The following is a 20,602-nucleotide window of genomic DNA, read 5'->3' on the forward strand; positions in this document are numbered from 1 at the left end:
AGGTTTAAAAATTCGCTTTCAGGCCAATCGTATAAGTACGGTAAGCAGGGAAGGCGGTATAGTCCAAACCAGAGCTGAGGTTGGCCGTAGCTCCGCTGCTGTTCATATTGCTGTTCACTTCCGGATCGCTGCCGGTGTAGCCGGTGATGGTGAAGAGGTTCTGTACGGAGCCATAGATCCGCAGGCCCTGCAGGGCTTTGAGGAAGGTTTTGGACACCGGCAGGTTGTAACCCAGGGTCACCATTTTTACCCGGAGGTAAGAGGCATTTTCTACAAAGCGGGAGTTCATCAGGCCGCCGTAGCCAATGGCATAACCATCCCGCGGGATGTCCGTTTGCTCGTTCGTGGTAGTCCAGCGGTTAAGCGCGGCAGTACCCGGGCCTGATTCCAGCACCAGCGCCGTAGCGTTGTAGAGGCTGTAGTCCAGCGCTCCCTGCAGGAAGATGTTCAGGTCGAAATTGCCGAAGCGGAAATCGTTGTTCAACCCATAGATGTAATGCGGGTTTGCATGGCCGAGGTAGGTGCGGTCGTTCGCATCGATCTTTCCATCCGGTTTACCATCCGGGCCGCTGATATCCCTGAATTTAGGATCACCCGGTTTGGAGTTCGGTTGTGCGGAATGATCTTCCCCGGTTTTGATAACGCCATCGTACACGTAGCCATAGAAGGTGCTGAGCTCCTGGCCCGGCGCGAGTTTGGTGAAGTCCATACCGCGGCCGCCATACAGGTTAGCCGTTTGCGTGATGATGTAAGGCTGTCCGCCCAGGTTGATGACTTTCTGTTTATTGTAGGCAATGTTGAAAGTCGTATTCCAGGTAAAGTTTTTCCGGTTGATGTTTTCTGTATTGATCGCCAGTTCCACGCCCTGGTTTTGCAATTCGCCGGTATTCACGGTGATGGTCTGGAAACCGTTCCAGTCGCCGATCGGCAGGTCGTAGATCAGGTCTTTGGTGGTCTTCTTATAGTAGTCGATCGTTACGTTCAGCTTATCCCTGAAGAAACCCATATCCAGCCCGAGGTCCACCTGCGCGAGGGATTCCCATTGCAGGTTGGGGTTCGGCAAACGGGTGGCCACCACGCCGCCGTAGCTGTCGCTGCCCTCCCCGAGGGATACGTTCGTAGGGCCAAAGGTGGACATGTAGATATAGCTGCCGATGCGGTCATTGCCCGTTTTACCATAGCCGCCGCGTACTTTCAGGTTGGAGAATACGTGCAGGTTTTTGATAAACTCCTCATCGGAAGCTCTCCAGGCGAGGGAGAAGGAGGGGAAGTAACCAAAGCGGTTGTTGCTACCGAACGCCTGGGAACCATCGCGGCGGAAGGTGGCCGTCAGCAGGTATTTATCCATCAGCGTGTAGTTCAGACGGCCGTAGGCGGAGGCCAGTTTGTTCGGGATTTTCTGACTGGTGCTTTGGATTCTTTCCGTACCTGCTTCGAGGTTGTTGTACAGGTAGGCGTCCGTACTGAAGTTCTGTACCAGGCTGTAATGGCGCTGGCCCAGGTCCGACTGGTAGGAGGCGCCCAGCACCAGGTTTACTGCATGGATTTTGTTGAAAGTCCTGCGCCAGGTGAAGTAACCTTCTATCAGCTGCCGGGAGGTTTGCGCGTCCAGCAGGCTGGCCTTGCCTCTTACTTTCTCGCCGTCTACGAGGTCCCGCGGGAGGTAGGTGCCTTCTTTGGTGTTGAGCCTTTCCGTACCGCCGTTTACCCGGAAGTTGAGCCCGTCCATAATTTCGTAATCCAGGTAGGCATTGAGGTTTACCTTGTCCTCGAAGCGGTCGTTGGTAGGCGCCATGAGCCATGCCAGTGGGTTGTCCTTACCACGGTAACGGGCATACGAACCATCCTCGTTGTACACCGGTATGGCTGGGGAGGCGGTGAGCACGCCGTACATCACGTTGCTGGGAACGATGTTGCCGTCGTAGGTTTTAAAATTCGTATAGGCGTGGGAGAGGTACACGTTGGCGCCGGCTTTAAACCGTTTGGAAACCTGCTTATCGTAGTTGACGCGGGCAGAGTAGCGGCTATAGCTGGTGTTTTTCAGCGCCCCGTCCTGCTGGAAGTAGTTGCCTGACATGGCGATGCGGTCCGTGGCGTTGCCGCTGGTGATGCTCAGGTTATGGCTTTGCACGAGGCCCGGGCGGGTGGCGAGCTTGAACCAGTCGTTATCGCGGCCGCTGGCCAGGTCGGCAGCGGTGTAATAATCCGGCTGGCCTTTTTCGTTGGCTTTCGCGTTGGTGACCTTCATATTATCCAGGCCGTTCATTTTATCATATTCCTTGATGATGCGTTGGGAACCCACGTAGCCGTCGTAGGTGACGGCGGTTCTGCCGTTCTTGCCGCGTTTGGTGGTGATCATAATGATCCCGTTTGCGCCGCGGGCGCCGTAGATGGCGGCGGAAGAGGCATCTTTGAGGATCTGTATGTCTTCGATATCGTTCGGGTTGATGTCCTTACCGGTTTCGGTGATAAACCCATCCACGACGTACAGCGGTTCGTTGGTGGATTTGATGGAGTTGCCGCCGCGCACGCGCACAGCGGTAGTGCCGCCGGGCGCGGAGTTGGTTTGGCTCACCTGCACGCCGGCAGCGCGGCCCTGGATGGCCTGTGCCGCGTTGCTCGTCACCCCGCCGATGTTCATCTGGTCGCTGTTGATGGAGCTGACAGCGCCGGTGAGGTCTTTCTTTTTAGCGGTACCGTAACCGATCACGATCACGTCCGAGAGGTGGGAGACATCGCTTTCCAGCACCACTTTCAGCCTGGTATTTTTCCCGTCGAACTTTATCACGGTCGCTTTGAACCCTACCATGGAAAATTCCAGGGTTTCGCCTTCGTTGGCGCGGATGGTGAAGGAGCCGTCCGGCTGGGAGATAGCGCCTGTTTTACTGCCTTTAACGGTAATGGTTACACCGGGCATAGGCTCTCCCTTGTCGTTGGTGACGATCCCATGCACTTCCACGGGCGGGGGCATGATGGCCTCCGTTGCGGTGAGCGGTTTGTTTTTGACGATGATGGCCCCGTTCTCGATAGACCAGGTAAGTGGTTGATTGCGGAGTAACAGGTTGAGCGCCGTGGTAACAGGCACATTGTTCACTACCAGGGAGGCTTTACTGCTTTTTTCCAGGAGGTTTTCATCCGCGAGGATGTTGAGTCCTGTCTGTTTGCTGATCTCCCTGAATACATCTTTGGTGGAGGCGTCCCGGAAGGCCATGCTCACGACCTGGTCCTGTGTGCTGGCGCCTGCCTTCATCCCCGTAGCCAGGCAAAGCAGCGCCAGTAGCTGGCCGGCCTTCAGATTTTTGGTTGTACGCCGGTCTTTTGCGGGCCGGGTGCAGGCAATAGTACTTAATTGCATACTTCTGCGAATTTTGATTTAGATATGTGGTTAGGTTGCGATGCAGTTAGCTGTTTTGGCTGATATGACTATGTATGTTGCGTTCTCTCTCTATGTATGTTGCACGATCAGTTTGTTTCCTTCGAGCGTAAATGAGATATCGTTTGCATCCAGCATGCGCAGCACGCTCTTCAGGGAGCTGTTGCGGTTGATGATGCCAAAGAACCTGCGGTTGTTTATTTTGCCTTCGTAAATAACTTCTACATTGTACCACCGGGCAAATTGCTCCAGTACTTCCGTCAGCGGCGTATTTTCAAACTGGAAGAATCCGTCTTTCCAGGCGGTTATGCTGCTGAGGTGTACATGCGTTTGTTTGCGCTGCACGCCGTTGGCATCCGCCTGGGATTGCTCGCCGGGGGCCAGCAGCAGGGAGCCGGCGGCCGTGTTGACTTTCACCGCTCCGCTGACCAGCGTGGTGTTAGTCGTAGCGGCGGCAGGGTAGGCGTTTACGTTAAGGCTGGTGCCCAGTACGTCGATGGATATACGGCCGGTGCTGATCCGGAATGCCTGGTTGGCATTGGCGGCCACCTCGAAATAGGCTTCCCCGGTAAGTTCCACCAATCGCTCCCTGCCCGGGAACGCGCTGGGGAAGCGGATGGAGGAAGCGGCGTTGAGCCATACCCTGGTGCCATCGGCGAGGGTGAGCGCATAGGTTTCCCCTGCGGCGGTGGCGAGGGTATTGTACACCGGCGGCTGATCGCCCCGGTCCTGGTAGGTGAGTACGCCGTTCTGGTTGCAGATGGCGCTGCCTCCCTGGCTGGCTGGCAATTGGTTGCCGGCGCTGTCCAGTACGATTTTTTCACCATTTCCCAGGGTTAATACCGCTTTGTTTTTTCCGGGGGAAATATCATGTTCGTGCCGGGAGATGGTTCCGGCCAAAGGAGCGTTGCGTGCAGGGTGCAGCCATCGCGTTGCAGGTACCGCTATGGCAGCCAGTACGACGGCAGCCGCGAGGCAGCGTAGTTTCCGGTTTTTGTGCAGGGGCACAACGGTGGCAGGGGCTTGTATGTGAGTGAGCAGGGCCGCGCGGACCCTTTCCCCCGGCCCTGTTACGTCCCCTTCCGGGGAAGCCTGCTCAAAGGCCGCCTGTATTTCCGCCAGCAGCAGGCGGTCCGCCTCTGGCAAGCAGAGGTAGTCCAGCAGCTCTATCGCCTCATGCGGACTGCATTGGCGCTGTTGCCAGCGTTGCAGCAATAGTCGGTAATATTCATTGTTCTTTCCTGTCGGCATACTATTATACTATCCCGAAAATGCCCGGGAGGGTGGGTCCCTCCGGAAAAAAATCAGGATTTTTTTTGGTTGATCAGTACCTCTGTCCAAAAAAGCAGGACCAGGGCGCCATCCGCATGCTCGTAAAAAAATGATTGAATGCTCTTCAAAGCCAGTACCATATGCTCTTTGACGGTGTTTTTAGAAATGCCCAGCGTGGCGGCTACTTCCTCGTATGATTTGCTTTCTTCCCGGCAAAGCCTGAATACTTTTTGCCGTTGCGGCGGTAACAGGGCGATGGCCGTATGCAGCAGCCGCTCGTACTCTTTCCAGAGCAGGCGGGTATCCGCATCATCGGTTTGCCGGTGCAGCTCCTGCATCACCTGTGTGCGCAGGGCTTCGTCCGCCGCTATTTTCTTCATTAACTTGAATACATGATTTCTTGCGATCCGGTAAAGGTAGCCCCTGAAGGATTGGGCAGGATCTATCCGCTCCCTTACCTCCCAGATCTTTACAAATACTTCCTGTAAAGCATCTTCAGCAAGTTGGGGGACAGCGATAAAACGCAGGATATAATGGTACAGCGAAGGATAATGTTGATGGTAAACAGCTAGAAAAGCTTCCTGGTTCCCCCGCCTCAGTTCCTGTAATAGAATAGCCTCATCATTGCTCACTGGATCACGATTTAATACTAAAATAAACAATTGACAGAATATCCGGGCAATTTTTAAATATTATATTTATTTATTTTCGCACCCATGAGAAAAACCAAATGGATCATTGGAGATACCGGCATCCAGGTATTTCCAAACAGGGCCTATCTGCTATCCGGCCTGCTTATATTGTTTGTTTTCGGCGCGCTATGGACGTTCATGGTCAAAAGCTCCCCCGCATTGCAAACCTCACTGGTACAAGGGTACCTGTTCGTATTGGTACTGGCGGGCTTATTTATAGCCAATGCTTTTACCGTATTTATCTTTGATGCCCAGGCAAAAAGAGTCATCAAAAAATGGGGAGGCGTACTAACCCTCCAATCCTTTGCCTTTGATGAAATCGCCGCTATTGATCCGGTAACGGGAACCACCGGCCTCACTTACGCGATCTTTAAAAAGAGCAACCGCCATGGTAAAGGCATCCGCATTTCCTCCTATTACAAAGGCTTTGAGGATAAAGCGGCCATTAGTTTTAAATCGGAATTATTACCGGCGCTGCATCATATCGTATTCGGTAATGCGCCCACTCCTGCCGCATCCCTGCATGTGCCTATCACCACGTTTGAATATTATAAGCCGGAAGGCGATATCTACCGGATGAAACAAAATAAAATTTTCCCGGCGGTCGCAATGGCGCTGTGCCTGGCCTGGTGGTACTGGGCTTTCACTACGCCGGATTATGCGCCCGGCAAATCGCCTGTACGGGAGTTCCTTGCAGTATGGTTTCCGCTGGGGCTGGCCGCGTTGTTTGCCTTCATCCTTACCGGCAGCTGGCGGTTTGATAAGCAACGCCGTGTGATCATCAGCACCTCCCTCGGTGGCCTTATCAAAAAGGAAATAAAGTTTGACGACTTCGTTCGTTACAACATCGTCCGCAAAAGCACTAACCTCATTTACACCGGTACGGAAGTGAAACTGATGTTCAGCACATCGGAAGGGAAGTACCGGGATTTCGCCCTGCGAACGTTTATGAACACCAATAAGATTCAACGCTTCCTCGACGAAACAGACGAAGTAATGGGAATCAGGCGCTGAGCACATTAATGACTACATACTTAAAAAAGGGCCCCAGTGGCCCTTTTTATTTGGTGATGCCGCTAAAGGTGTGTAACTTAATGGACAATGTGTTACCTTGTTCCTCCCCGGTAAAGAATTTCGTATATTGGTAGATGTGAATATAAAAGACTGATAATCAGTATGTAATCCGATAGATGTTGTCAGGTATAATTGTTGCTGCGCCTGCCATTGTAAATGTTATGTAATAAGTCCGAAGTGTGTTGATAAAACTGTTCATACATGGAAGCAGACAGATCTAAGCAGAAAATTGCTGTAATGTCCCCAATTGAGAATTTAGCGCAGCCATCTCTTGAGTTTTCAGAACCTGCAGCAGAGGCCTATGAGCAGGCAAAGCAGCTCGATGCGGCAGCAACTGAACGCCGCTATCAGAAAATGATTGACGAGGTGGAAGACTATGCCATACTAATGCTCAGTGTCAACGGTATCATACTCAACTGGAACAAAGGCGCCCAGAAGATAAAAGGCTATACGGAAGAAGAAATAGTAGGGAATCACTTCCGCATATTTTATCCAAAGGAAGATCAGCTCCGCCAACTCCCGGAAAAGCTGATCGGCGTGGCCGCTGAACAGGGGAAGGCCATCCACGAGGGATGGCGCGTCCGTAAGGACGGTACTACCTTCTGGGGAAGCGCAGTGATCACCGCCATGCACGATACGGATGGCAGTATCATCGGTTTTTCCAAAGTAACCCGCGACCTCACGGAGCGGAAGCTGGCGGAACAACAGATACTTAAATATACCCAGCAACTGGAATCGCAAAATATGGAACTGCAGAAGTTCGCCTTTGCTGCCGCACATGATATGAAGGAACCGCTGCGCAAGATCCAGCTCTACAACAGGATGGTGCTCGAAGCGGAGGACCTGCAGCTCAGCGACCGTCAGAAGGATTACCTGCTCCGCTCTGCTGATGCCGCCAGGCGTATGCAGGGCCTGATAGACGATATGCTGGCATTTACAAAAATATCCGAACAAACGATCGTCTTCGAAAGCGTAAGCCTGCAGGAAGTAGTGGATGAACTCACGGTATTTTTTGCTGAAACCCTGGAACAGACAGGCGGCAAGATTATTGCCAATAACCTCCCTTCCATTAACGGGATTGCGTTTCAGCTGCGTCAGCTGTTTGAAAACCTCATCGGTAATTCCCTGAAATACCATCGTAAAGGAGTGCCCCCTGAAATTGTGATTACCGCCGGGGTGGAACCCATCCTCAACCAGTCAACCGGCCGGGAAGATAATGTGATGGTACTAACGGTAGCGGATAATGGAATTGGCTTCGATCAGCATTATGCCATGAAAATATTCGAGATGTTCGAACGCCTGCATACCCGGGACGAGTTCCCCGGAACTGGGATCGGACTGGCCATCTGCCGTAAGATCGTGGAAAATCACCGCGGCACCATCCAGGCTATCAGTAAGCCCGGAGAAGGCGCCGTATTCAGCATCTATCTGCCAGCTTAATCATTGCATAATTCCAGGATTTCGCCGGCGATTGCTTTCAGGCCGGAAGCAGTAATCGGTTTGACAAAATACCGCAGTGCGCCTGCATTCAGGCAGCGATTGATGTGGGTTTGTTCATCGGATGTACTCCAAACCACTTTAGGGATTTTACCATACAATCGTTGTCGCTGCATTTTTTCCAGCACTTCGCCCGCATTCATCATAGGCATTTTATAGTCAAGCAAAATCAGGTTTGGAAAGTTGTTTGGGCTACAATTCGCTAAATAATCAAATACTTCTTGTCCGTTCGGTACACAGTCAACTCTAACATCGTTATCCATAAACTCCAGCATCTCCCTGATAAACTCTCGGTCGTCCTGATCATCGTCGGCCAGGAGTATCTTTTTATTCCACATATTTCAGGTTACGTCAAGAATAATATCGCGCTAAGATAGTTGAAAAAGATTTGAAAAGTGGTACAGGTTTTTTAGAAATATCTCAAATCCTTTGGCATAAAGGGATTTGGCTGATTGTACTGGTATCTGATATGGTATAAAATAACAAAACTGAATCTGTTTTATGTATGGTATTTTGCTGATTTTTGCATTACCAAAACACATATTATGGAAATATACAACAGTACCATGGCTGATCTCGACACGATCTTTGAATTGTATGACGCAGGCACGCACCTGCAAAAACAATACTCCGCCCGCCAATGGCAGGGGTTTGAAAGGCAGATGGTCATTGATGAGATCAACGAAGGCAGGCAGTGGAAAATCCTGGAAGAAGGGCAGGTAGCCTGCGTATTCAGTACCACCTTCCAGGACCCGCACATCTGGGGCGAAAAAGATGAATCGCCGTCGCTGTACATCCACCGGATTGCGAATCATCCCGCTTTCCGTGGCAGAGGCTACGTAAAGCATATTGTAGCGTGGGCTAAAAACTACGCCGTGGCCAACGGCAGGCAGTACCTTCGCCTGGATACCGGCGCGGGTAACGATCGCCTGAATGCGTATTATATGAGCTGCGGATTTGAATACCTCGGCACGGTTACCACGAATTCGCCCACCTTGCCGGCGCATTACCAGAATGCGGCATTCAGCCTGTTTGAAATCAGGTTATAGGGGAGATGTCAGGGCCGCCGGCAGTCCGGAATGCCGCGCCCGTGCCCAATTCCATTTCCAGCATCAGCATGTGCCTGCAAGGGATTCCGTTTTCGGTCAAAGGCGCCGGATAATGCTGAACGAAATAATTCTTTCTGATAGCCGTAATTTCAAACCCCATTTTTTGATAGAGATATAATTGCCCGACTGAACTGTTGCCGGTGCCAATAAGGAGGCGCTCCGCACCGTTCTCCCTGGCGCGTTCAATCGCATGCCGCAACAGGAGCTTGCCGAGGCCCTGCCCCTGAAAGTCCTCCGCTACGGCCAGGTTCCGGATTTCCGGCCTGCCCGGCTCCGTTAACGTCAAAGCGTAAACGCCGATAAGCCGCTCATCCTTTTCCGCTACGTACACCCTTGCCTGGTAGATGTAGGAGGCAATCATCTCCGGCGACGGATCAGCCAGCAGCAGCAGTTCCATAGGCAGCTCCTCGCCGGGCGCAATGGCGCGAATGGTTACATCTGTTTTTTGCATCTGCAAATCTAACGGCTATTGTAATCGATCCAGTATTTCTTTTATGGAAAATCTTGCGCCGCAAAGATATTCATCCGCTCTGGCGTCTATTGTAATCGATCCAGTATTTCTTTTAAGGAAAATCTTGCGCCGCAAACATATTCATCCGCCGCGCCATAGTAAATCGTCAGTTCATCCCCGTTCACTATATGCCCGTTGGTGAATACCACATGCCCGAAAAAGCCCGTCAGCTCATAAGCTTCCTGCGGCTCCATGATAGGCTCCTCCGTGCGTGCCAGCACTTTGGAAGGCTGATGGATGTCAAGCAACGCAGCGCCCAGGCAGTAACGGTGCGCCGTATTGGCGCCATGATAAATCATCAGCCATCCTTTTTCCGTACGGATAGGCGCAGCGCCCGCGCCCACCCGCGCGCTGTCCCACTTGCCGGGCCGGGTCTTTAAAATACAGCGGTGGTCGCCCCAGTGAATCCCATCCGGCGAAGAAGCCAGCCAGATGTAGTTGCCACCCAACGATACGCTGCTCGGCCGGTGAAATGCGTAATACATGCCGTGGATCAGTTCTTCAAACAGGGCGCAGTCCTTGTTGTGCGGCGGTATAATCATCCCGTGCGACTGAAACTCCTGGAAGTTTTGCGTGGTTTTCATGCCTACGCCCACGCCATTTTCTGATACAGCCGTATAAGTGAGGTAGTACGCATCCCCCAGCTTACTCACCCTGCAATCCTCCACCCCAAAGGATTCCAGGCTTCCCCTGCCATATATCGGCGGGTAAGCGGGGTCTTCCCTGAAATGGATACCATCTTCGCTATAAAAAAATCGTAAGTGTGAAAGCGTGGTCAGAAAGTCGGCCCCCTGGTAGTTGATCACCCGCGCATCCGTGGCAATCAGGTCCGGGTCATCGAGTTTGATCTGCCGGATGGTCATGCTGCCATCGGCATTCAGGATAGGGAAGGAGAGATGCACGTCCGACTGTTCGGGCCGTTCGGCCACGCGCACCAGCAGCCATATCTTTCGGTCGTAAGTAAAAACCCCCGGGTTAAGCAGGCAGGCCACTTTAACGCCTTCTTTGCTGGGTTGGAGGTCGGCAGGCTTTAACAGCGGGTTCTCCGGGAAACGACGGGCTATATCCATAACTATCAATTTTTGCTCTCCTGTCCGTAACAATTTCCATGCGATAATTACCATTTACGAAGCAGGCAACAATTCCCGAATCGGAAAATCATTTTCCCGATATGAGCCATGGGGTTGAATGTCAAAGAGTTAATATTGCAACAGGAAATGAGTACAAGTAATTTCAGTTACCCTTATGAAAACCCGTTTTCATCCTGCGACCCCATAAACATGCAACTAATCCGTTCATCTTATTTTGCTGCCCCAATCCATTGAAGGTTCTGTTGCACGAGGCAACAGAACCTTTTTTCTGTTGGAGCGTATCCGTGCAAACTCCTTTAGCTACTGCCTGAAAAACGCCTGCGCCGTCGTCGTCTTCTCTACCCATGCACCGCTGCCCGCTTTCATCACAAACTCGCTCATACCCACTTCCTTTGCACCCGGCGCCCAGTCATACGTATATCCCAGGCGGGTCCACGGATAATGATAATCCGTTGCGGAAGTAAGCGTGTGGAAGTACGCAAAAAGGATGTAGTCGTTAAACCAGGTCAGGTAGTCGTTGCTGACGCCCGGTACCAGCACCGCCCCGGTAGTGGTAGTAGTGATGTCCGGGTTCCCCGCCGGCCGGTACAGCTGCGAAGGCTGCACCCACATTTGCGCAATATGCGTATTGGTTTTAGGATTGACCGGCGGCAATCCCAGCACCTGGCAAATCCGCAGGATGGTATCCGTCCCGGCGGGCATACCGCTGAGCTTTGCTTTCATCTGCCCGGGAGCAAAAAGGAAGGACTCCCCCCAGCTGGTGGTAATGCTATCGCCCTGCGGATAGCTGGAAGGGAACCGCATAAACGTTGCCATTAGCACATACTGCTTGCCGTTGATCGTCTTCCACTGCAACCGTGTATTCGTCGGCGTTATAGCCCACAACGTGTCTATAATCTCCGTACTGTCGGCCGTCATGGCATCCTTGATGGAATTGGCGTAAAGCGCATTCAGATCCGGCGCAGGCGTTACAGGGTCGTCGTTCTTGCTGCAGGCTGCAGCGCCACCTAACAGGAACAGGCATACGATGCCTCGTAAAAGGTTACTTCGAAGGGTGTTTTTCATAGTATTTATTGGTTAATAAAAAATGCTGATTTCCTATAGCGTGGCGTAAGTCAGGAGTTATAACTAATCGAAATGTTGCTGCAAGTAATACAAATTCAGTCAATTATCAAAATCTTACCGCCAATGGAAAGCAGGAAAAATTTTTTTCGGAATGGATAGTACCACCGCGCAGCTCGCCCGACTACCTGATGCGAGCTACCTGTACCCGTGCAAAATCTGTCATTCAACCAATCAACCAACAGCTGAACATAACCATACCGGTCGGGCACTATTTATCGTCAGGCATTCAAACAAAGCAATCCGTTTTATTTTTTTAACCACCATTAGTTTAAACTATCTGTATGACCACCAATTCTATCCGCATCGGCGCGTGGGGGCGCCTCGTATCCCTAATTGTACTATTGTTGTTAGCCTGGCAGGCCAATGCCCAGGTGAGTCCACCGGTGCCTGCCACCACCGCGCAGCACAACAAACAGGTGATCGGCTACATTACCCAGTGGGACGCCTGGAAAAATGTAGCAGGCATCACGCCCGCCGGTGGTTACAACCACCTCAATGTCGACTACTCGCAGTACACCATCCTCAACTTCTCCTTCTTCGGCGTGGCGCAGGATGGTTCATTGCACAGCGGCGACTTCCGCAACAAAAACATCTACCAGGCCGGGGCAGTGCAGGCGCCTGCACCCCTCATCAATGAAGACATCTACAGCAGCTGGGATATGTACCTGCTCTTCGGAGAGCTGGAAGTACTGTACTATATCAGCGACGGCAGCAACGCCTACAACCAGGGCTACCGCAACAGCGGCAGCGGATGGATCAACGTCAACACCGGCAAAAGCGGCAGCTTCCCGCTGGCCATCCACAAAGCCGGCGGCGCGCCCGGTATCATCGACCTGGCGCATGAAAAAGGCGTAAAAGTACTGGCCTCCATCGGCGGATGGAGCATGTGCAAACACTACCCGGAAATGGCGGCCGATTCCGTGAAACGCAACCGCTTCATCGCCGGCATCCAAACCCTGATGGCCATGGGCTTTGACGGGGTGGACTTCGATTGGGAATACCCCAACGACCCGGGTATGAACATCGTCAGCTATAGCCCTGCCGACTATACGAACTTTGCCATCCTCATGGAAAAAGTACGCGCCGCCATCGGGCCCAATAAGCTGATGACGTCCTGCTTTTCCGCTAGTCCGGGCAAGCTGGCGGGCTTCGACTGGGCGCGGCTCAACAACTCGCTGGACTATTTTGATATGATGACCTACGACTACAACGGCGGCTGGTCCAACAAAGCCGGGCACAACGCGCCTTTGTACGATTATCCCGGCGCCGAGTACAGCAACTTCTCCCTGCATGCTACCACCACCGCATTACAGGCGCTGGGCGTGAACATGAGTAAAGTAAACCTCGGCGCGCCGTTCTATGGCCGGGGCGTGGTGACCAACGGCGCCGCCGCTTTGAACGCGCCTACCGTAAAGCGTGCGGAAACAGTGCAGCCGGACGGGCCTATTCAAACCGCGGCCGACTATACCAACTGGCCCCGCGATCTGTACGATGGGACCCCTACCTACAGCTACATCCTGCAACAAACAGCCACCGGGTGGACGGAGCATTGGGATAGCGTAGCGCAGGTGCCCTACAAAACCAAAGGCAACTACTTCCTCAGTTACGACAACCCGGCCTCCATCGCCGCAAAAGCCCAGTACATCAAGGATCACAACCTGGCCGGCGTCATTGTCTGGCAGGTGTTCGGGGATATGCTCAATATGACCAGCAGCACCGTATCCAAAGGAAAGCTGATCTATTGCCCCAATACTACCAGCCCCCTCGTGAACAAAATCAACGAAGTATTTGCCAGCGGCGCACAACCCAATAAACCGCCGGTAGTACAAATCACCTCCCCGGCAAACAATGCCACCTTTGCCGGCCCGCTAAACATTACTATCACCGCTGCCGCTTCCGATAGCGACGGCGTAGTGAGCAGCGTGGCTTTCTATAACGGCAGCACCCTGCTCGGAACAGTGAACAGCGCTCCTTACACCTATACCTGGAACGGCGTCAGCGCCGGCAGCTACGCGCTCAAAGCCATAGCCACGGATAATAAAAATGCCAGCGCCACTTCTGCTACTGTTAACATTACTGTGACAGGCGCGGCCAACAAACCGCCGGTGGTAAGCATTACCGCGCCGGCTAACAATGCCGCCTATACGGCGCCGGCAAGTATTACCATCACCGCCGCCGCTTCCGATAGCGACGGCGTGGTGAAATCAGTGGCCTTCTACCGCGGTACCACCCTCCTGGGAACGGATACTACCGCGCCGTACAGCTACGCCTGGACTGGCGTGGCCGCAGGCGGGTACACGCTGAGCGCCCGCGCCACCGATAACCTCGGGGCCGTGAAAACGAGTGATACGGTGCATGTAACGGTAAATGCCGCCAACGTATTCCCTACCGTCTCCATCACCTCGCCCGCCAACAATGCTACGTTCACTGCCCCTGCAAGCGTTACCATCACTGCCACTGCGGCAGATAGCGACGGCAGCATCAAATCGGTAGCGTTCTATAACGGCAGCACCCTGCTCAATACGGATTCTGTTGCGCCGTACAGTTACGCCTGGGCCAATGTGGGCGCCGGTACCTACGCGCTGACCGCCAAAGCAACGGACAACCTCAATGCCGTGACCACCAGCGCCACCGTCAACATCGCCGTAAACGGCAGCAGCGGCAACAACTGTAACGGTATCCCGCTGTGGAGCCCTACACAGGTGTACTGGGCCAACGACTCTGCCGTATATAACGGTAACGTATATAGGGCAAAATGGTGGACCCTCAATAACCAGCCGGATATCAATACCGGCGATGGCAAACCATGGCAGTTCGTACGCGCCTGCACCGGCAGCCTCGCCGCGCTGAACGGCGCCGCCGCCATGATGAAAGCCCCGGCTGAAACAGCGGATAACAGCATCGATGCCGTGGTCGTATATCCGAACCCGGTAGGCGCATCTGAAGCGCAGCTGCAGTTCCAGGGTACTGGCGGCGACCTCTACCTGATCGAAGTAACGGCGTTGAACAGCGCAGCGCCTGTAGCGCGACAAGTACACACGCCCGGTACCAAAGGCTTACAGCAGGTGAAACTGGATTTGAGTAAAGTGCCTGCAGGAACCTGGTTTGTAAGGATTATCAGCAGGAATACGGGTAAGGTAAGCAGCGTGAAACTGATCAAATTGTAAACGAATTACAGTGTGAAACTGATCAAATTGTAAACGAATTACAGCGTGAAACTGATCAAATTGTAAGCGAATAACAGTTGTGCAATTGATCCAATTACACACAAATAACCGCTACAAAATTGATCAAATTATAAAACCCGCTTCCACTTACATCTCACAAAAAGCAGGACGCACCGTCCTGCTTTTTGCATTTCTCCAATATCTCACCATCCCGCTAAAACCCCCGTAGGATCAGCCTTTCACGTTAAGAAATTATTAAGGATAACCATCCATCACAAATTCCGTTTTCACAAAAATAACTTTGCTATTTTATCGGAATAATCAAGCATAATCTATGACGGATACCAGAAGAGACTTCCTCAAGAAGTCCGCTTTACTCACCGGCGCAGCCGGCCTCTCCACGTTGCTTCCCGCCTCCATTCAAAAAGCCATGGCCATCAATCCCGCGCCAGGCAGCACTTTCCTCGATGCGGAGCATATCGTAATCCTGATGCAGGAAAACCGCTCTTTCGACCACTGCTTCGGCGCACTGCAGGGCGTAAGAGGCTTTAACGACCCAAGGGCCGTCATCCTCCCGGATGGCAAGCCGGTATGGTGTCAGACAGATGAACATGGTAAAACATTCGCGCCTTTCCGGTTCGATATCAAGGATTCAAAGGTCACCTGGATGGGCTCCCTGCCGCATTCCAGGGCCAGCCAGGTAGATGCTTATAACGAAGGCCGGTACGATAAATGGCTGCTGGCAAAAAAATCCGGTAATAAGGACTACGCCGCCATGCCGCTGACGCTGGGCTATTTCAGCCGGCAGGACATTCCTTTCAACTACGCCATGGCAGACGCTTTCACCGTATGCGACCAGAACTTCTGCTCCGCGATGACCAGCACCACGCCCAACCGCTCCTTCTTCTGGACAGGCAAAATTACCCATGAGGATAACGGCGAAATGAAAGCGCATATCCGCAATGATAACTACAGCTTCGCCAAACTGGGATGGAAAACCTTCCCGGAACTCCTCTCGGAAAATAATATTGACTGGAAATTTTACCAGAACGAAATCAGCTGTGGTGGCGGGTTTAAAGGAGAGGAGAGAGCATGGCTCTCCAACTTCGGGTGTAACCTGCTGGAATTCTTCGCCGCCTACAACGTGAAATTCTCTAAGAAGTATATCGAAAATCTCGTCGCACAGGTAGAAACCCTCCCCGGCGAAATCAATAAACTGCAGGAAGCAAGTCCCTCCTCCGAAGAGGCAGCCCGCAAAAATCAGATCGCCCTCCGCAAAAAGCTGGAAGCGCTGGACAATGCGGCGGCAGAGCTGAAGAAGTGGAACGAGGAATCCTACGCAAAACTGACGCCGGAGCAAAAAGCCCTGTACGACCGCGCCTTCGTGGTCAACGCCGGCGATCCGGATTACCGGAAAGTAACCACCTTCAAATACAAAGACGGTGGCGCTAAGCGGGAAGTGACCGTGCCTGCCGGCGATCTCTTCTACCAGTTCCGCAAGGATGTGAACGAAGGCAAACTGCCCACCGTATCCTGGCTGGCCGGCCCGCAGAACTTCAGCGATCACCCCAGCGCGCCCTGGTACGGCGCCTGGTACGTGTCCGAAGTGCTGGACATCCTCACCAACAACGAAGAGGTTTGGAAGAAAACCATCTTCATTCTCACCTACGATGAAAACGATGGTTATTACGACCACGTAGTGCCATTCTCCATCCACGATGAAAAGAAACCCGGCACCGGCGCTGCCTCCGCTGGTATCGAAACGGAGCTGGAGCACGTGCGGCTGGAAGCGGAAATCAGGCAGGGCGTGCCGGAAAAAGGCGCGCGCGGCGGCGCGGTAGGCCTCGGCTTCCGCGTGCCGATGGTGATCGCCAGCCCCTGGAGCAGGGGAGGTAAAGTATGTTCTGAAGTATTTGATCATACCTCCACCATCCAGTTCCTGGAAACTTTCCTGAATAAGAAATACAACAAGCAAATCCACCTGGATAATATCAGCGCATGGCGCCGCACCATCTGTGGCGACCTCACCGCCGCCTTCAGTCCCTACGATCCTTCCGTACCGCGCAAGCTGCCTTTCCTGGAACAGCAAAAGATGGTGGAAAATATCTACAACGCGAAGTTCAAGGACCTGCCTGCCGGCTTCAAACCGCTGGACGATGCTGCCGTAAAGCAAATCAGCGCTAACGGCCTGCGCCTGCAGGAGCCGGGCGTACGTCCTTCCTGTGCCTTACCTTACGAGCTGTATGCGGATGCCCGCTGGGATGCCGCTGCCGTGCAGCTGTATATCGACCTGAAAGCCGGCAATAAATTTTTCGGTAAGGAAGCTGCCGGTTCGCCTTTTACCGTTTACACCACCGGCGCCTACGAAGGCGTTAAAAACCGCAACTGGTCCTTCGCTGTAAAAGCCGGCGATGCGCTGAACTACAAATGGGCACTGGCCGGTTTTGACGGCGCGCAATACGAACTGCATGTCCACGGGCCTAACGGTTTCTTCCGCCAGTTCAACGGGGATAAAAATGATCCCGGCGTGCAGGTGCAAACCCTGTACGAAACTGCGGGCATCACCGCCAAACCTACCGGCAATGCGGTGTTGAAGCTGGTGAACCAAACTTCGCAGCCCCGTACCATCACCGTAACGGATAACGCGTATGGCAATAATGCGATCAGCCGCACGTTGGCCGCCAACGCTACGGAGCAGGTAGTGCTGCCTTTGGGGAAAAGCCATGGCTGGTACGATTTCACCGTGAAGGTACACGGCTACAACCGCTATGCGCAACGCTTTGCAGGCCGGGTGGAAACCGGTAGGGAATCTGTTACCGATCCGTACATGGGCGGCGTGGTATAACGCAAACGAATAAACGCAATAAAAAAAAACGGCGTGTCACACAAGTGGCACGCCGCTTTTTTTTAGGAAGAAAATTTTATTTACCGGTGGTGTTCGCAGTTTGGGTAATAGCGGTAACCGGTTTACCCACGCAGCCATTCGGCATCTGGATATGCAGCATAGCGGCCAGCGTGGCGGCAATATCTGTCATATGCGTGATTTCATTGGTCTGGCCGTTTTTAATATGCCATCCCATGAACACGAGCGGAATGTGGATGTCGTAAGGGTTCCAGTTGCCGTGCGTAGTACCTTTGGCGCTGCCGGCAAACCATCCCGGCTCCGGAATGATCATCACCTGGCCCGTGCGCTTAGGATTGTAGCCGTTGGCGATCATGGATTTGATCGGCTCAGGTACTGCGCTGTTACCGATGTTCTCTATGTCGACGGCGAACTGGATACCCGGTTGTTTCACCAGGAAGTCCACCGATACTTTCTTGATCGCATCAAAGTTCAGGTTAGGATTAGCGGCAATCTTCTGCAGGTCATAGTTCACGTGATAGTTCTGGAAAGATCTTACCAGTCCGTCCACGCCAAATTTTTCCTTCAGCAGCGCGTTCAGTTCAGGCATGGTCTTGCGGTCCTGCGCGAGGCCCGCCGGCAGGTTATGCTCTTTCATGAACTCGATCGCATGCGCGGCGCCGTGGTCCGCCGTGAGGAACACGAGGTAGTTACCTTTACCTACTTTCTTGTCCAGGAAGGAGAAGAAAGCAGAGAGGTCTTTATCCAGGCGCAGGTACGTATCTTCCACCTCGATGGAGTTAGGTCCGAACTGGTGGCCTACATAATCCGTGGAAGCGCAGTTGATGGTCAGGAAGTCCGTAACGGTGTTGTTACCGAGGTCATAGCCTTCCACTGCGGCTTTGGCAAAATCCAGTGTGAGGGTATTGCCGAAAGGCGTAGAACGCAGGCTGCCAGGGTCTTTCGCATAAATCTCAGGGAGGTTATGGGGAAACACCGGCGCGCTTTCCGTCTTGTATGGGCCTTCCCAGCGGTTGTCATCTGCGGTGCTTTGTACATACGTATTGATGGGGTACAGCGGGTTCCATGGTTTGGACATCAGCTGCTGCGGCTCCTTACGCGCGTTGAATTTCTTTACCCATTCCGGCAGATCCTTCATGTAGTAATCGCTCGTGATGAAGCTGGCGTTGGCATCGTCCAGCCAGAAGGCGCCATCAGGCGTGTGCCCGGCAGGGAGGATGGAAGCGCGGTCCTTCAGGGATACGCCCACCACGCGGGAACGGAAGTTGGTGGCCAGTTTCAGCTCATCGGTAATGGTGGAGGCCAGCAGGTTGCGGGGCGACATCTTACCGGCGTTGCTGTTGCTGCCTACAGGTAATACGGTGGTATCTTCCGTGCAATACCATTTTCTGCCTGTCACCTGGTCGGTCCAGTCGTTGCCGGTAATGCCGTGAATGGCAGGTACAGAGCCGGTGTACACGGTGCTGTGCCCTACAGCAGTAAAGGATGGAAGGTGGCTGATGTAGGTGTTTTCGCAGGAGAAACCTTCTCCCAGCATACGTTTGAAGCCACCAGCTTCATAGCGGTCATAGTACCTGTAGAGGTAATCCCATCTCATCTGATCTACCACAATTCCTACTACCAGCTTTGGTTTGGCATTCACCTGCGCGATTGCCTGGAAGCTCTGCACCACTGCCACTGCTCCCAGTATCATTGCGCTCACCGTTCTTTTGGATACTGTCATGTCGTATTGGTATTGTTGATTTAAAAGCTGTATAAAAAATCGAGCGTCAAATTTATCAAATAATGGTTTGAAACTGAATTTTTTTTATGCGAACGGTAAACCGGATTACAGCCCTGCTTCCGCAAAGCGGTTCGGATAATCGCTGATAATACCGTCTACGCCCATTTTACGCAGCTCTTTCATTTTGTCGGCCTCCTGCACCGTCCATGGTACGATCACCATTTTCTGCGCATGGCATTTTTTTACCAACTCCGGCGTTACCAGCTCGTAGTGCGGGTTATAAAAGAATGGGGTGAATCCCAAAGTTTTCATGTTCTCTTCAAAGCTTGCTTTTTTATCGCCGGTAAGGAATCCTAATTTAATGTTCGGGTACCTGCGGTGCATCACCTGCAGCGGCCTTACATCGAATGATTGCACATACAGGCGGTGGCCCAGTTTGCCCAGCTGCTTTACCGCCATCATTTTGGTGATGTACTCTTCCGGCGCCGGCTGCTCTTTGCCATCGGTCTTTTCGCTGGATTTAATTTCCAGCAGGTAGTAGGCAGGAGGGAGGTGATGCTTTTTCGTATAGGCTTCCACGGAGTCGATCATTTCTCCCAGCAACGGGGCATAGCTGCGCATGCGCTGTTGTTCCGGGAAGGCCGGATACGCCTTTTCACCGATGATAAATGGCCGGATGTCCTTGTAATCCATCTGGTAGAAAGTGTACTTTGCCCGCTCTTCTGCGGAGATGTCGGACCCGTCCGGCTTGGTAGTATAGCTCGGCGTAAAGGACGCATCGTGGTACACCACTACCTGCCCGTCTTTCGTGATATGAATGTCGAATTCAATCGTATTGGCGCCGGCTTCCAGCCCCTTATACATCGCAGGAATGGTGTTTTCCGGCATCAGGCCGCGGGTGCCGCGGTGCCCTACTTTAAATACTTTCGGATCATTGCCTTTTTTGGCCGCAGGGCTGATGGTAAAGGCCGCCAGGGAAGCGGAGGCAAGGGCCAGCGCCGCGATGGCGAACGTAGTTTTTTTATCCATGGTCATGTTTTTTTTCTTTTTTAGGGAGATAATCTATGGCTACGGGCGGATACCGTCTCGTAGGTGAGTAATGCCC

The 20,602-nt window shown here is 52.9% G+C and carries 14 protein-coding genes; 5 read left to right on the forward strand and 9 right to left on the reverse strand.

Annotated elements, in window-relative coordinates:
• Window positions 1–4 precede the first annotated feature (4 nt).
• From BOC67_RS02045 to BOC67_RS02055, 3 genes are all read right to left on the reverse strand, one after another.
• A complete protein-coding gene (locus BOC67_RS02045; RefSeq protein ID WP_291906696.1) occupies window positions 5–3,355 on the reverse strand; it encodes a TonB-dependent receptor in 3,351 nt (1,116 codons plus the stop codon).
• Window positions 3,356–3,445: 90 nt separating this feature from the next.
• Window positions 3,446–4,624: a FecR family protein gene (locus tag BOC67_RS02050; RefSeq protein ID WP_291906697.1), complete on the reverse strand. Its 1,179-nt coding sequence runs from the start codon at window positions 4,622–4,624 to the stop codon at window positions 3,446–3,448.
• A 53-nt stretch (window positions 4,625–4,677) separates the two neighbouring features.
• Window positions 4,678–5,277, reverse strand: a complete 600-nt coding sequence (locus BOC67_RS02055; RefSeq protein WP_291906698.1) for an RNA polymerase sigma factor — start codon at window positions 5,275–5,277, stop codon at window positions 4,678–4,680.
• Window positions 5,278–5,361: 84 nt separating this feature from the next.
• Here BOC67_RS02055 and BOC67_RS02060 point away from each other — a divergent pair, with 84 nt between their 5' ends.
• Together BOC67_RS02060 and BOC67_RS02065 are read left to right on the forward strand one after the other, a co-directional pair.
• Entirely contained in the window at window positions 5,362–6,351 is a 990-nt protein-coding gene (locus BOC67_RS02060) for a hypothetical protein (RefSeq protein ID WP_291906699.1), read from the forward strand.
• 261 nt (window positions 6,352–6,612) lie between these two features.
• Window positions 6,613–7,851, forward strand: coding sequence for an ATP-binding protein (locus tag BOC67_RS02065; RefSeq protein WP_291906701.1), 1,239 nt, complete (start codon window positions 6,613–6,615; stop codon window positions 7,849–7,851).
• Here BOC67_RS02065 and BOC67_RS02070 read toward each other — a convergent pair.
• On the reverse strand, window positions 7,848–8,246 hold the full coding sequence (locus BOC67_RS02070) for a response regulator (protein ID WP_291906702.1): 399 nt from the start codon (window positions 8,244–8,246) through the stop codon (window positions 7,848–7,850). The genes BOC67_RS02065 and BOC67_RS02070 overlap by 4 nt on opposite strands.
• A 207-nt stretch (window positions 8,247–8,453) precedes the next feature.
• On the opposite strand from BOC67_RS02070, the gene BOC67_RS02075 reads away from it, so the two are divergent.
• Window positions 8,454–8,957 carry an N-acetyltransferase gene (locus BOC67_RS02075; RefSeq protein ID WP_291906703.1) on the forward strand — a complete coding sequence of 168 codons (504 nt, stop codon included), beginning with the start codon at window positions 8,454–8,456 and terminating at the stop codon, window positions 8,955–8,957.
• On the opposite strand, the gene BOC67_RS02080 is transcribed toward BOC67_RS02075, so the two are convergent.
• From BOC67_RS02080 to BOC67_RS02090, 3 genes are all read right to left on the reverse strand, one after another.
• Entirely contained in the window at window positions 8,947–9,468 is a 522-nt protein-coding gene (locus BOC67_RS02080; protein WP_291906705.1) for a GNAT family N-acetyltransferase, read from the reverse strand. The genes BOC67_RS02075 and BOC67_RS02080 overlap by 11 nt on opposite strands.
• Before the next feature lie 86 nt (window positions 9,469–9,554).
• On the reverse strand, window positions 9,555–10,598 hold the full coding sequence (locus tag BOC67_RS02085; protein WP_291906707.1) for a glycoside hydrolase family 130 protein: 1,044 nt from the start codon (window positions 10,596–10,598) through the stop codon (window positions 9,555–9,557).
• Between the two features lie 321 nt (window positions 10,599–10,919).
• Window positions 10,920–11,684 (reverse strand): hypothetical protein, encoded by a 765-nt coding sequence (locus BOC67_RS02090; RefSeq protein ID WP_291906709.1) that lies wholly within the window; start codon window positions 11,682–11,684, stop codon window positions 10,920–10,922.
• A 341-nt stretch (window positions 11,685–12,025) separates the two neighbouring features.
• On the opposite strand from BOC67_RS02090, the gene BOC67_RS02095 reads away from it, so the two are divergent.
• Together BOC67_RS02095 and BOC67_RS02100 are read left to right on the forward strand one after the other, a co-directional pair.
• The gene (locus tag BOC67_RS02095; RefSeq protein WP_291906711.1) at window positions 12,026–14,911 is read left to right on the forward strand and encodes a glycosyl hydrolase family 18 protein; all 2,886 of its coding nucleotides are present in this window, start codon (window positions 12,026–12,028) and stop codon (window positions 14,909–14,911) included.
• Window positions 14,912–15,245: 334 nt separating this feature from the next.
• Window positions 15,246–17,756, forward strand: a complete 2,511-nt coding sequence (locus BOC67_RS02100) for a phosphocholine-specific phospholipase C (protein ID WP_291906712.1) — start codon at window positions 15,246–15,248, stop codon at window positions 17,754–17,756.
• A gap of 76 nt (window positions 17,757–17,832) precedes the next feature.
• Here BOC67_RS02100 and pafA read toward each other — a convergent pair whose 3' ends face one another.
• Window positions 17,833–19,497 carry an alkaline phosphatase PafA gene (gene pafA, locus BOC67_RS02105; RefSeq protein WP_291906714.1) on the reverse strand — a complete coding sequence of 555 codons (1,665 nt, stop codon included), beginning with the start codon at window positions 19,495–19,497 and terminating at the stop codon, window positions 17,833–17,835.
• A 105-nt stretch (window positions 19,498–19,602) separates the two neighbouring features.
• A complete protein-coding gene (locus tag BOC67_RS02110; RefSeq protein WP_291906716.1) occupies window positions 19,603–20,526 on the reverse strand; it encodes a glycerophosphodiester phosphodiesterase family protein in 924 nt (307 codons plus the stop codon).
• Window positions 20,527–20,602: the final 76 nt, after the last annotated feature.

The sequence above is a fragment of the Chitinophaga sp. CB10 genome, assembly GCA_001870995.2.
In the GTDB taxonomy this organism is placed as follows: domain Bacteria; phylum Bacteroidota; class Bacteroidia; order Chitinophagales; family Chitinophagaceae; genus Chitinophaga.